General features: G+C 61.6%; 15 protein-coding genes. 10 read left to right on the top strand and 5 right to left on the bottom strand.

Going from position 1 to position 12,560, the window contains the following annotated elements; genetic code table 11:
• Positions 1-168: 168 nt before the first annotated feature.
• The 3 genes from mpl to ACI77D_RS26390 are packed head-to-tail and all read left to right on the top strand — an operon-like array spanning position 169 to position 2,421.
• Positions 169-1,518: a UDP-N-acetylmuramate:L-alanyl-gamma-D-glutamyl-meso-diaminopimelate ligase gene (gene mpl / locus ACI77D_RS26400; protein WP_262666336.1), complete on the top strand. Its 1,350-nt coding sequence runs from the start codon at positions 169-171 to the stop codon at positions 1,516-1,518.
• Positions 1,515-2,144 carry a flavin prenyltransferase UbiX gene (ubiX, locus tag ACI77D_RS26395; protein WP_003219402.1) on the top strand — a complete coding sequence of 210 codons (630 nt, stop codon included), beginning with the start codon at positions 1,515-1,517 and terminating at the stop codon, positions 2,142-2,144. The genes mpl and ubiX overlap by 4 nt, the downstream gene beginning before the upstream one ends.
• Complete coding sequence (locus ACI77D_RS26390; protein WP_064454294.1) at positions 2,137-2,421, top strand: YceK/YidQ family lipoprotein; 285 nt, start codon at positions 2,137-2,139, stop codon at positions 2,419-2,421. The genes ubiX and ACI77D_RS26390 overlap by 8 nt, the downstream gene beginning before the upstream one ends.
• A gap of 102 nt (positions 2,422-2,523) precedes the next feature.
• Here ACI77D_RS26390 and ACI77D_RS26385 read toward each other — a convergent pair whose 3' ends face one another.
• The 3 genes from ACI77D_RS26385 to ACI77D_RS26375 form a co-directional block, all read right to left on the bottom strand.
• The gene (locus tag ACI77D_RS26385) at positions 2,524-3,165 is read right to left on the bottom strand and encodes an oxidoreductase (protein ID WP_064454293.1); all 642 of its coding nucleotides are present in this window, start codon (positions 3,163-3,165) and stop codon (positions 2,524-2,526) included.
• Between the two features lie 29 nt (positions 3,166-3,194).
• Positions 3,195-4,913, bottom strand: coding sequence for a C13 family peptidase (locus tag ACI77D_RS26380; protein WP_064454292.1), 1,719 nt, complete (start codon positions 4,911-4,913; stop codon positions 3,195-3,197).
• 105 nt (positions 4,914-5,018) lie between these two features.
• Positions 5,019-5,474 carry a MaoC family dehydratase gene (locus ACI77D_RS26375; RefSeq protein ID WP_128587790.1) on the bottom strand — a complete coding sequence of 152 codons (456 nt, stop codon included), beginning with the start codon at positions 5,472-5,474 and terminating at the stop codon, positions 5,019-5,021.
• A gap of 159 nt (positions 5,475-5,633) precedes the next feature.
• On the opposite strand from ACI77D_RS26375, the gene ACI77D_RS26370 reads away from it, so the two are divergent.
• The 3 genes from ACI77D_RS26370 to ACI77D_RS26360 are packed head-to-tail and all read left to right on the top strand — an operon-like array spanning position 5,634 to position 7,315.
• Positions 5,634-5,987 carry a CidA/LrgA family protein gene (locus tag ACI77D_RS26370; protein WP_064454290.1) on the top strand — a complete coding sequence of 118 codons (354 nt, stop codon included), beginning with the start codon at positions 5,634-5,636 and terminating at the stop codon, positions 5,985-5,987.
• Positions 5,984-6,700, top strand: a complete 717-nt coding sequence (locus tag ACI77D_RS26365) for an LrgB family protein (protein ID WP_064454289.1) — start codon at positions 5,984-5,986, stop codon at positions 6,698-6,700. The genes ACI77D_RS26370 and ACI77D_RS26365 overlap by 4 nt, the downstream gene beginning before the upstream one ends.
• Positions 6,701-6,721: 21 nt before the next feature.
• Positions 6,722-7,315, top strand: coding sequence for an LON peptidase substrate-binding domain-containing protein (locus ACI77D_RS26360; RefSeq protein WP_064454288.1), 594 nt, complete (start codon positions 6,722-6,724; stop codon positions 7,313-7,315).
• Here ACI77D_RS26360 and ACI77D_RS26355 read toward each other — a convergent pair.
• Both ACI77D_RS26355 and ACI77D_RS26350 read right to left on the bottom strand, forming a co-directional pair.
• A complete protein-coding gene (locus ACI77D_RS26355; protein WP_407017782.1) occupies positions 7,309-8,625 on the bottom strand; it encodes a bifunctional DedA family/phosphatase PAP2 family protein in 1,317 nt (438 codons plus the stop codon). The genes ACI77D_RS26360 and ACI77D_RS26355 overlap by 7 nt on opposite strands.
• A gap of 113 nt (positions 8,626-8,738) precedes the next feature.
• A complete protein-coding gene (locus ACI77D_RS26350) occupies positions 8,739-9,422 on the bottom strand; it encodes a DNA-3-methyladenine glycosylase (RefSeq protein ID WP_064454286.1) in 684 nt (227 codons plus the stop codon).
• 175 nt (positions 9,423-9,597) lie between these two features.
• Between ACI77D_RS26350 and ACI77D_RS26345 the strand changes: the two genes are divergently transcribed.
• The 4 genes from ACI77D_RS26345 to rlmH all read left to right on the top strand — a co-directional run bounded on the left by ACI77D_RS26345 (position 9,598) and on the right by rlmH (position 12,548).
• A complete protein-coding gene (locus ACI77D_RS26345) occupies positions 9,598-10,863 on the top strand; it encodes a glutamate-5-semialdehyde dehydrogenase (RefSeq protein WP_407017781.1) in 1,266 nt (421 codons plus the stop codon).
• Positions 10,863-11,507 (top strand): nicotinate-nucleotide adenylyltransferase, encoded by a 645-nt coding sequence (gene nadD / locus ACI77D_RS26340; protein ID WP_048724668.1) that lies wholly within the window; start codon positions 10,863-10,865, stop codon positions 11,505-11,507. Before ACI77D_RS26345 ends, nadD begins: the two co-directional genes overlap by 1 nt.
• 69 nt (positions 11,508-11,576) lie before the next feature.
• The gene (gene rsfS, locus ACI77D_RS26335; protein ID WP_003215432.1) at positions 11,577-12,071 is read left to right on the top strand and encodes a ribosome silencing factor; all 495 of its coding nucleotides are present in this window, start codon (positions 11,577-11,579) and stop codon (positions 12,069-12,071) included.
• 9 nt (positions 12,072-12,080) lie between these two features.
• Positions 12,081-12,548, top strand: a complete 468-nt coding sequence (gene rlmH / locus ACI77D_RS26330; RefSeq protein WP_003176297.1) for a 23S rRNA (pseudouridine(1915)-N(3))-methyltransferase RlmH — start codon at positions 12,081-12,083, stop codon at positions 12,546-12,548.
• Positions 12,549-12,560: the final 12 nt, after the last annotated feature.

Below are 12,560 nucleotides of genomic sequence, written 5' to 3'. Positions count from 1 at the left end.
CTGTTAAGCCACTCGCAACCCTGTCCACGCCAGGTATTCACAGCCATCGCCTGACGTGAACGCGACCAAACGAAGTGCAGGGATGCGCCTCGCTGCCGGCAGGCCCTATAAATAGTGCGATTTGCCCCTCCCTGCGCTAACCTGCCTCGATGTTTTACGAGGTCAACCATGCATATTCATATTCTCGGTATTTGCGGCACATTCATGGGCTCGATGGCGGTTCTGGCCAAAGAATTGGGCCATCACGTCACCGGCTCCGATGCCAACGTTTACCCGCCCATGAGCACGCAACTACAAGCCCAGGGTATTGAGTTGACCCAAGGCTACGATCCTTCGCAATTCGACCCGGTCCCGGACCTGGTGGTGATCGGCAACGCCATGGTGCGTGGCAACCCGGCGGTCGAGTACGTACTGAATAAAGGGTTGCCTTATGTCTCCGGCCCCCAGTGGCTGGCGGACCATGTACTGCAAGGCCGTTGGGTGCTCGCGGTGGCCGGTACTCACGGCAAGACCACCACCAGCAGCATGCTGGCCTGGGTACTGGAGCACGCTGGCATGAGCCCGGGCTTCCTGATCGGCGGTGTGCCGCAAAACTTCTCGGTGTCGGCGCGTTTGGGCGATACACCGTTTTTCGTGATTGAGGCGGATGAATACGACAGCGCTTTCTTCGACAAGCGCTCCAAGTTCGTCCATTACCGCCCGCGCACCGCGATCCTGAACAACCTCGAGTTCGATCACGCTGACATCTTCCCCGATTTGTCGGCCATCGAGCGCCAGTTCCACCACTTGGTGCGCACCATCCCGAGTGAAGGCCTGGTCATCCATCCGACCACCGAGCCTGCCTTGCAGCGGGTGATCGAGATGGGCTGCTGGACCCCCGTGCAAACGACCGGTGCGGGCGGGCAGTGGCAGGTCAAGTTGCTCAGCGAAGACGGCTCCAGGTTTGAAGTGCTGTTCGAAGGCGAAGCACAGGGCATTGTCGAGTGGGGCATGACCGGCCAGCACAACGTCGCGAATGCCTTGGTGACCCTGGCAGCCGCGCGGCATGTGGGCGTGGTGCCTGCCATGGGCATCGCCGCGTTGAGCGCGTTCAAGAGCGTGAAGCGGCGTATGGAAAAAGTCGCCGACGTGAATGGGATTACCATCTACGACGACTTTGCCCACCACCCGACGGCGATTGCCACCACGCTGGATGGCCTGCGCAAGCGTGTCGGGGAGGCCAATATCATCGCGATTGTCGAGCCGCGTTCCAATTCCATGAAGCTTGGCGCACACCGTGATGGCCTGCCGGAAAGCGTCAATGACGCCGACCAGGTGGTCTGGTACGCACCGGCCAACCTCGGCTGGGACCTGCCGGCCATCGCCGCGCTTTGCACGGTGCCATCAACCGTCTGCGATTCCATCGAGGGCATCATTGAACACGTCAAGCATCAGGCCAGGCCCGGCACCCATGTGGTGGTCATGAGCAACGGCGGTTTCGGCGGCCTGCACGGCAAGCTGGCCGAGGCGTTGAAATGAGTGGCCCGGAACGCGTCACCCTGGCGATGACCGGTGCCTCCGGCGCTCCCTACGGCCTGCGCTTGCTCGATTGCCTGGTGCGCGAAGACCGTGAGGTGCACTTTTTGATCTCCAAGGCCGCGCAACTGGTGCTGGCTACCGAGACTGATGTCGCGCTGCCGCCCAAGGTGCAGATGATGCAGGCGTTCCTCACCGAATACACCGGTGCGGCGGCGGGTCAGATCAAGGTTTATGGTAAAGAGGACTGGATGTCGCCAGTGGCCTCCGGCTCGGGCGCACCGGCGGCGATGGTGGTGGTGCCGTGTTCCACCGGCACCTTGTCGGCGATTGCCACCGGTGCCTGCAACAACCTGATCGAGCGTGCGGCGGACGTGACCTTGAAGGAGCGTCGCCAGCTGATCCTGGTGCCGCGCGAAGCGCCGTATTCGAGTATCCACCTGGAGCACATGCTCAAGTTGTCGAACATGGGCGTGACCATTTTGCCGGCATCGCCCGGATTCTATCATCAGCCACAGACCATCGATGACTTGGTGGACTTCGTCGTGGCGCGGATTCTCAACCTGCTGAATATTCCTCAGGACATGCTGCCGCGTTGGGGCGAGCACCATTTGAGCAGTGATGAATAAGGTGCTGCTGGTGGTGTTGGCGTTGCAACTGACGGGCTGCGCCACGGCGCGCACACTGGATGCCGCGCAGCCTGGCGCACCGGTGGTGTATGCCGGTACGCGCCTGGATTTGTATGCTATTAACGGCGGCTGCTGCGCCAAAGATCGCTTTGGCGCTGAGGCACCGAGCTATCCACATGTCGATCTGCCGGCCAGTGCAGTGCTCGACACCTTGCTGTTGCCGCTCTCGGCGTTGACGGTGTTGGGAGTGGGGTTTAACGCAACGGGCGGTCTGTAGCCGAGGGCGCTCGTGCTGGCCCCATCGCGGGCAAGCCCGGCGATGCATTGCAAATGCGCGAGCTGGCTTGCCTGCGATGACGCCGGCACGCGCAGCGCGCGGTTATTTACCGAGCTTACGCAACTCATCCGACTCCACCACCCGCACGCCGTCCTGCTCTTCCAGCGCCAGGCGCCACATGGCACGGGCCAGTTCGCAGACTTCAATGCCGTGATACTTGCCCGGAATCAAGCGCGACAATGTCCCGACCACCTGCTCGGCCAAGCGCGGTTCCAGTCGTTCGCCCAGCAGTAATGAAGGTCGCACGATGGTCAGTTGTGGCCAGTCCTGCGCCCTCAACGCCTGTTCCATCTCGCCTTTGACTCGGTTGTAGAAGATTGAGGATTTCGGGTCGGCGCCAATGGCGCTGATGACGATCAGGTGCCGTGCGCCCATTTCCCGTGCGCGCTTGGCGAAGGCCACCACCATGTCCAGGTCGACAGCGCTGAAGGCGGCTTCGGAACCCGCCTGCTTGATGGTCGTGCCCAGGCAGCAGAAGGCGATGTCCACCTGGCCGCTCAGTTGCGGCAGGAACACCGCCGGGTCACCCACGGGGTTTTCCAGGCGTGGGTGTTCGGCCAGTGGTTTGCGGCTCGGCGCGAGTACGCGGGTCACCGTGGGCTCATTGAGCAGGCGGTCCAGCAGGTGCTCGCCCGTCAGCCCGGAGGCCCCGGCAAGCAAAATATGCTGAGGTGTCAGGTACATGGTGTTTCCCCCTTGTTACACGTTACAGCTTAGTTGCCTTTGGCTTCCTTGCTATTCATTGAGACGCTTTCGAGCGCCTTTCGTGCCTGCTGTTTACGTAATAGTTGCCAATGGGCAATCACCCCTTTGGGGGCCCAGATCTGCGGTTCGGAGGCTTCGAAGTTGTCCGCCTGTTCGCGTTCGGCTACATGCAGTTGGGCCAGTTTGAAGGCTTGCTGCAAGTCATCGGTCTGGTTGAAGGCTTGCGCGAAAAGGGCATCGCCAAAGTAGGTGAAGTCCGCCTCTTCCGAGCAACCGAACGACACGCGGTCGGCACGGGAGGCCGTCATGATCAGCGTGCGCTCATCCTTCAGTGCCGGGATAAACCCGCCCGAGTAGCAGGCGGAAATCACGATGATTTTGTCGCGGTTCTTCAGCGGCGCGAGCACGGCTGCCAGTTCATCGGCGGGCAGGTCCGCCAGCTCCATGCGCGGTTGGTCCAGCACCAGTTCGTGCTCGTGGGTGCCGTGGCTGGTCATGTAGATAAACACCAGGTCTTGCGGCCCGGTGCGCTCGGCCAGGGTTTGCACGGCACGGCGCAGGCTTTCGCGGGTGGCCAGGGGGCGGTCGGCGATGTGGTCGCGGTGGTTGACCAGGCGAATCTGCCCGCGCGCACCGAAGCGGGTGGCGAGCATGTTGCTGACGTAATCGGCCTCACGCAGGAACACGCTTTGCTTGCCATCACCGGCCAGCGCCAGGGTGTACAACTCGACGGCGCCCGTTGAGGGCGGCACGGCGGCGAGGGCGGCATCGAGCAAGCGGCCTTGGGCCAGTACGCCGATTTCCAGCGGGTCGGGCAGCAGCTTGCCGTCGGCATCGCGCACGCGCATGCCGTTGACCCAGGTGCCGGCCTGCACCGTGCCGTCGCTGAGTACGAGGGTGCCGATGCCTTGATAGCTGTCGCTGTCGAAGCCGCCGATATAGAAGCTGCCATCGGTGAGGTTCAGGCGGCCTTGGCCAGAGAAGCGCCATTCACTGAACTGGCCGACATAGTGGCTGCCATCGACGCCAATCAGCTCGCCTTTGCCACTGAGTGCGCCTTCCTTGAACTGGCCGATCCACACGTCGCCGTCGGCGTTTTCATAACGGCCTTTGCCATTGAGCTGGTTCTGTTTGAACTGGCCGACATAGATATCGCCGTCGGCGCTGTTGAAGGTGCCGTTGCCTTCGAGCTGGCCGTCGACAAAGTGGCCGCTGAACTGGTTGCCACTGTCGTCGTTGCGCTGGCCTTCGCCATTCGGTTTGCCGTGGGCGAACTGGCCCTGGTATTGGCTGCCGTCGGCCAATTCCAGGCGGCCGAGGCCGGAGTACTGGTCGTCTTTGAATTCGCCGCGATAGGTCATTTGCCCCTCTTTGAGGGTACCTTCGCCATTGCGTCGACCGTTCTTGAAACCGCCGACGTAGCTGCTGCCCGCCGTGGTCAGGCTGCCCTGGCCGTCGAACAGGCCTTGCTGGAACTGGCCTTTATAAACCTCGCCGTTGCTGCCATGCCATTCGCCCTGGCCGTGCCACTGGCCTTTGTCGAACTGGCCGGCGTACCAACTGCCGTTGGGGTAGTCCACGCGGCCCTGGCCTTGTAGCAAACCATTGACCACATCGCCACGGTAGCGGCCGCCGTCGGGCAGGCGCGCATCGGGCGGTAACAGCGATTCGCCGTCTCCGCAAGCGGTGAGCAACAGGGCAAGGGCAAGGGGAGCGAGTGGGCGCATAGCGGGATCCGGATAATTAAGCGCCGAGTATGCCGCAGCTGCGAGTTTCATACATAAATTTACATACACTGTGGCAAGGTTTCTCACCTCGCCACAGGCATAGCCTTATACGAAGTAGAGTGACAACGACTCGGCGACGTAAGCAGGCTTTTCCTGGCCTTCGATTTCCAGGGTGGCGGTGGCCTTCAGCAGCCATTGGCCCGGTTTTTTCTCGGTAACGTCGTTGAGGGTCACGTTTAGCCGGACCTTGGAGTCAACCTTCACCGGCTGGATGAAACGCACGCTGTCCAGCCCGTAGTTGACGGCCATCTTCAGGCCTTCGGGCATGATCAGGATGTCTTCCATGAGCTTGGGCATCAGCGACAGCGACAGGAAACCGTGGGCGATGGTGCTGCCGAATGGCGTCTTGGCGGCCTTGACCGGGTCGACGTGGATGAACTGATGATCGCCGGTGGCCTCTGCGAACAGGTTGATACGCGCCTGGTCGATGGTGAGCCATTCGGAACGTCCCAGTTCCTTGCCGACATAATCTTTGAGTTGCGCTACAGGTACATAGGGCATTGCGACTCTCCTTGGTTCATCGTTTTTTATAGGTGTGCGAAATCCATCTTAGATCATCATGGGCAACCAGCCCGGTCAACCCACCATGCTTTTGGCGAATGCCGGAGCATAGGGCCGGCGTGCTTATAATGCGGGCGGGCGTCGAGGGGGAGAGAACGCATGCTGTTACGTGGCCTGACATGGCTGGTGCTGTTTCAATTGATTGGCACCGCCATCAATCATTTGCTGTTGCCGGTGCTGCCGGGGCCGATCATCGGCTTGCTGCTGATGCTCGGTTTTCTGATCTGGCGCGGTGAAGTCGGCGAGCCCTTGAGCCTGGCCGCCAGCAGCCTGTTGCGTTATTTGCCGTTGCTGCTGGTGCCGCCGGCGGTGGGCGTGATGGTGTATGCCAAGGACATCGCCGCGGACTTCTGGGCCATTGTCGGCGCACTGGTGTTGTCGCTGGTGATTGCCATGGGCTTTGTCGGCGTACTCATGCAGTCCATGGTCAAGCGCAAGGAGAAGGATCAATGACCGTCGACTGGCAGGGCGCGTGGACGGCAGTGATTCATCACCCGCTGTTCGGCATCGGTATCACCCTTGGAGCCTATCAACTGGTGCTGGCGGCGTTCGAGAAAACCCGCTGGATCTTCCTGCAACCGGTACTGGTGTCGATGCTGCTGGTCATCGGCGTGTTGCTCTCCTGCGGCCTGACTTACGCCGAGTACCGCAAGAGCACCGAGATCATGGGCATCCTGCTCGGCCCCGCGACCGTGGCCCTGGCGGTGCCGCTCTTTTTGAACCTGCGGCGGATTCGCCAATTGTTCTGGCCGATTTTTACTACGCTGGTGATAGGCGGTGTGGTGGCTACCGGCTTGTGCGTCTTGCTGGGCTGGTGGTTTGGCGCCGAACACAGGATGCTGATGACCATGGCGCCCAAGTCGGTTACCTCACCGATTGCCATGCTGGTGGCCGAGCAGATCGGCGGCGTGGCCGCGTTGGCGGCGGTGTTTGTGCTGATTACCGGAGTGATCGGTGCGATGATCGGCCCGGCTTACTTGTCACGATTGGGTGTGCACAGCCCCGAGGCGCGCGGCATGGCCCTGGGCATGACCGCCCACGCCGTCGGCACTTCGGTGGCTTTGCAGGAAAGCGAAGAGTGCGGCGCCTTTGCGGCGCTGGCCATGAGTCTGATGGGCGTGGCCACGGCGGTTTTTCTGCCGCTTGCCGTGTCCGTGATCGTTTAAACCGGGTTTAAGGAAACCTTTATGAGTCTGGCGCTGTTCCCGCTCAATACCGTGCTGTTCCCTGGCTGCACCCTCGATTTGCAACTGTTCGAGGCGCGCTACCTGGACATGATCAGCCGCTGCATGAAAAAGGGCGAAAGCTTTGGCGTGGTGTGCATCCTCGACGGCAGGGAAGTGGGCGTGGCCCCGGACGGCTACGCATTGGTCGGCTGTGAAGCGCTGATTCGCGATTTCAAACAGCAGGATAACGGCCTGCTGGGGATTCGCGTCGAAGGCGGGCGCCGGTTTCGCGTGCGTGACGCCGGGGTGCAGAAGGACCAGTTGCTGGTGGCCGAGGTGCAATGGCTCGAAGAAGTGCCGGACCAGCCTCTGGAAGAAGAGGACGCTGACCTGCTGGCGTTGCTGCAGGCCCTGGCCGAGCACCCGATGGTCGCCTCGCTGGACATGGGCACCCACGCCGATGGCCAGCAAGCCCTGGGCAATCAGCTGGCTTATCTGTTGCCGTTCACCGAGGCCGACAAGATCGACCTGCTGCAACTCGACGATCCGCAGCAACGCCTGGATGCAATCCAGATGTTGCTCGACGAATTGCAGGGCGAACTGTTCCCTCAGTAGGCGTAGCGCAACAGGGCGTGAGGTGTGCCGGTGAGGGCGATAACGCTGAGCACCGCGACCAGCACCGGGAGCAGCAGCCACCAGGTTTTTTGCGGCATGGCCGGCAGCGGGCTTCGATACTGGATGAGGGTCAAACTGAATGCGCACACCGTCATTGCCAGCAGCGTGCCGGCGAGGATGTCCGTGGGCCAATGCGCCCCCAGGTAAACCCGTGACAGCGCAATAAAGGCGGCCGGAATACAGCCCAGCAACATCCAGGTCAGGCGCAAGCGCGTGGGTTGCCCACGACCGGCCAGCACGGCCAGAGCCAGGAAAAACGCGAAGGCGCCGGAGGCGTGACCGCTGGGCATGCTGAAACTGGTCAGCGGGTCTGTGAGGATTTCCGGTCGACCACGGGCAAAAAACAGTTTGGTGCCGGTGTTGATCACCGCCGCCCCGGCCAAGGTGGCACCGACAAACACGGCGTGCCGCCATTGCCGTGCCAGCAGCAACACGCCAGTAAACACCGCGCTGGCGACAAACATCTTCTTGAACTCACCCAATTGGGTAATCCGCACCATCACCTCGTCCAGCCATGGGCTGCGGTGTTCCTGCACCAGTGCGCTAAGGCCCTGATCGAAGTTATGAAGGTGCGGGTAGCCGATAAACAGCGCGATCAACAACGTCAGGCTGGCGCAGCCAATCCACAACGTGGCGCGACGATGGCCGCGCAGGCTGCTGTTCAAACTCAGCCCCAGCAACACCGCCAGGCAGGCAGTGACTATTCCGGCCTCCGGCCAGAAACCTTCCGGCAGCGGCAGGCGGAACGCGGCACCGGTCGCCCAGCCCGGCAGCAGATAAGCCACCGACCAACCGGCTGCGGCCACAATGCTCACGGCGGCAAAGCGCGGGAAGGGCATGTCGCACATCCCGGCCACCATCGGCAGCATCGGACGCAACGGGCCGATAAAGCGCCCTACAAGTAGGCTGGCGATACCGTATTTATGGAAGTAGGTTTCTGCGCCATTCATCCACTCAGGGTGGTGGCGCAAACCTGGAAGCCGCCGAATGTTCTGATGAAAGTGTCGGCCCAGGAAGTAGGAAACCCCGTCACCGAGCAAACCGCCGAGGAAACCCAACAACAAGGTTTCACTCAGGGATAACGCACCGCTGCCCGCCAGTGCGGCAATGGCAAACAGCAATACCGTGCCCGGCACGATCAGCCCGGCAATGGCCAGGCATTCCACGCACGCGACCACAAACACCGCCACGGCCAGCCATTCGGGGTTCAGGGTTAGCCAGCCGGTAATGCTATCGAGCCATTGGCCCATACAATCAACTCCCTTTATTCAATACATAACCTGAGACGCTGAAGATCAATTGTGGGAGCGGGCAAGCCCGCTCCCACATTCGATCCGCTGCGCGGCCGGTCTCAATGTTCAATTCAAATCAAAAAATAATCACGACCTTCGACCTGGCCCCGGCGCAGCGGGTTCCGAGTGCAATAGGGCGCGTAGCCAGCATCGACGAAGCGGTACATCAGGTGTTCATCACGGCCGCTGGGAATGCCCAGGCGGGTGGTCTGGATAATGTGCGTCGGGGCCTGGCCTACGTCTTCGACATAAAGCAACGCGGGGTCAAAGCGCTTGGCATCCCACATCGGCACTTTCAGGCCCAGGGCTTTGCACAACAGGGTCTGGCCGGCGCAGAGTTTCTGCGATGGACGAGGGTGGCCGCTGGCGTCCGGGTTGTTCAACAGCATCTGCGCCAAGCTGGCCGGGCCAGACACGGCATCGACCCAGGGATAGGCCGATTTGATCAGCACGGCATTGCCGGGGCCTTGGGCGCTGAAGTTCAGCGAGTCACCACCACGGGCGTAATACATGTAGATGTGGCCGCCATCCAGAAACAAAGCCTTACGCTTTTCTGTGTAGCCAAGCGACGCATGGCTGCCTTTTTCGGCCACGTAATAGGCTTCGGTTTCAATAATTCGCGCGCAAAGCCACAAATCGCCGACGCGATGGCGTATGACTTTTCCGAGTAGTTCTCGCGCAAGAACTTGCGCGTCACGGTCGAAGAAGCTGTCGGGCAGGGCGCTGGCGGGGGGCTGCGGAGCAAAACTGGGCATGGCTGTCTGGGGTTAATACGGCTAAATGTGACGGAATAATAACAACTCCCGCCTTAATTACGGCTGAACCCCAGGTTTTTACAGTTCATTTCGACCATCCGCCCCACACCGCTGTCAGTCGGGCGGCGTCACAGCTATAATCTGCCGCTTTCCTCTTTGCCAAGACTCCCTGACCATGACTGAGTCCGTTCTTGACTACATGACCCGCCTGGGTCGCGCTGCCCGGCAGGCCTCGCGGTTGATCGCCCGTGCGAGCACTGCGCAGAAGAACCGCGCCCTGTTGGCCGCCGCCGATGCTCTGGATGCTTCGCGCTCCGAGCTGGCTGTCGCCAACGAACGGGACCTGGCCAACGGCCGCGCCAATGGCCTCGAGCCAGCCCTGCTGGACCGCCTGGCGCTGACGCCCGCGCGTATCGACGACATGATCGAAGGCCTGCGTCAGGTGGCCAAGCTGCCTGACCCCATCGGTGAAATCAGCGATATGCGCTACCTGCCGTCCGGCATTCAGGTCGGCAAGATGCGTGTGCCCCTGGGCGTCATCGGCATTATTTATGAGTCGCGCCCGAACGTGACCATTGACGCTGCGAGCCTGTGCCTCAAGTCGGGTAACGCGACCATCCTGCGTGGCGGTTCCGAGGCGATCAATTCCAACCGCGCCATTGCCGCCTGCATTCAGCAGGGCCTGGCGGTGGCCGAGTTGCCTGCCGAAGTGGTGCAAGTGGTGGAAACCACCGACCGCGCCGCCGTAGGCGCGCTGATCACCATGCCGGAATTTGTCGATGTGATCGTGCCGCGCGGTGGCAAGGGTCTGATTGAGCGCGTCAGCCGTGATGCCAAAGTGCCGGTGATCAAGCACCTGGACGGCGTGTGCCACGTGTTCATCGACGTCGCCGCCGATATCGACAAGGCGATCCGCATCGCCGACAACGCCAAGACCCACCGCTACGCCCCGTGCAACACCATGGAAACCCTGCTGGTGCACGTCGGCATTGCCGATCGCGTGCTGCCGCCGCTGGCTGCCATCTACCGGGAAAAGGGTGTGGAATTGCGTGGTTGCGAGCGTACCCGTGCGCTGCTGGGCGCGGACGTGATCGAGGCGACTGAACAAGACTGGTACACCGAGTACACGGCGCCGATCCTGTCGATCCGCATCGTCGATGACCTGGACCAGGCCATCGAACATATCAACAAGTATGGCTCCAAGCACACCGACGCCATTGTTTCCGAGCATTTCAGCGATGCCCGGCGTTTCCTCAACGAAGTGGATTCCGCTTCGGTGATGGTCAACGCCTCGACGCGTTTTGCCGACGGCTTCGAGTATGGCCTGGGGGCGGAGATCGGCATCTCCACCGATAAGCTTCACGCACGCGGCCCGGTTGGCCTGGAAGGCCTGACCAGCGAGAAGTACGTGGTGTTCGGCGACGGTCATGTGCGCACTTGATGGCTAAACGCATCGGGCTGCTCGGCGGTACTTTCGACCCCGTGCACATCGGCCATTTGCGCAGTGCCCTGGAAGTCGCGGATGCCCTCGCGCTGGATGAGTTGCGCCTGGCACCCAATGCCCGGCCGCCGCATCGCGATACGCCGCAGGTGTCAGCGCAGCAGCGCCTGGAAATGGTGCGCCTTGCCGTAGACGGCATACCGCCGCTGGTGGTGGACGACCGCGAGCTCAAGCGCGATAAACCGTCCTACACTGTCGATACCCTGGAGCTGATGCGTGCCGAGTTGGCCGCAGATGACCAGTTGTTTCTGCTTTTGGGCTGGGACGCATTTTGCGGCCTGCCCTCTTGGCATCGCTGGGAGGAACTCCTCCAGCATTGCCACATCCTGGTTTTGCAACGCCCGGATGCCGACAGCGAACCGCCGGATGCCTTGCGCAACCTGCTGGCCGCGCGGTCGGTAAGTGACCCCTTGGCCCTGACCGGTCCGAACGGGAATATTGCATTCGTCTGGCAGACCCCGCTTGCGGTGTCTGCCACCCAGATCCGTCAACTGCTGGCCAGCGGGAAGTCGGTACGTTTCCTGGTGCCTGACGCGGTCCTGGCCTACATCGATGCGCACGGGCTTTACCGTGCGTCGAACTGAAAAGGCGCGCTTGAACGCACGAACAATCGTGCAGCGAGCGCCCGAACATACGAGCAAAACGAGTTTTATATGACGAACAAAGACGTAAGCAAAGTTAAGCGTAAAGGCACTTTCAAAAGCGCCCCGCTGCCAGTTGAAGCGCACACCGGCCCTGAGCTGGCTGGCGAAGAGCTGGTAAAAGTCGCCGTAGCTGCCCTGGAAGACGTTAAGGCCCAGGACATCCAGGTTCTGGACGTACGCGACAAGCAGAGCATCACCGACTTCATGATCATCGCCACCGGTACCTCCAACCGCCAGATCGGCGCAATGCTGGACAAGGTTCGCGAAGCCGTCAAAGCCCAAGGCGTGAAGCCGCTGGGTGAAGAAGGCAAGGGCGACAGCGACTGGGTGCTGCTGGACATGGACGACGTGATCGTTCACATGATGACCTCCAACGCCCGTCAGTTCTACGACCTGGAGCGTCTGTGGAAAGGCGCCGAGCAGAGCCGTGCGGCAGATGGCAAGCACCACAGCCCGGAAGTGGGCCACGCGCACTTCGACAAGCTCAACAAAGACCAGGAATAAGGAACGGCTGTGCGCCTGCGTCTGATCGCTGTCGGTTCACGCATGCCCAAGTGGGTGGAAGAAGGCTGGCACGAGTATGCCAAGCGTCTGCCCGCTGAGCTGTCGCTGGAGCTGGTGGAAATACCGCTCAACACCCGGGGCAAGAATGCCGACGTGGCGCGCTTTATCCGTCAGGAAGGCGAAGCCATGTTGGCCAAGGTCGGCCCCAACGAGCGTATCGTCACCCTTGAAGTGCACGGCAAGCCCTGGAGCACCGAGCAGTTGGCGGTGGAACTGGACCGCTGGCGCCTGGATTCGCGCACCGTCAACTTCATGGTCGGCGGCCCCGAAGGGCTGGCGCCGGAAGTGTGTGCGCGGGCGGACCAGCGATGGTCGCTGTCGGCACTCACGTTGCCGCACCCGTTGGTAAGGATTCTGATCGGTGAACAGCTGTATCGCGCCTGGACAGTTCTGTCCGGGCACCCTTACCACAAATAATCTGCGCCCCTC

Origin of the sequence: Pseudomonas sp. O39, from assembly GCF_045447295.1 — a bacterium.
In the GTDB taxonomy this organism is placed as follows: Bacteria; Pseudomonadota; Gammaproteobacteria; order Pseudomonadales; family Pseudomonadaceae; genus Aquipseudomonas; species Aquipseudomonas antarctica_A.
The sequence above is the reverse complement of the archived record's forward strand: the minus strand, read 5'-3'. Positions and strand labels throughout refer to the sequence as shown.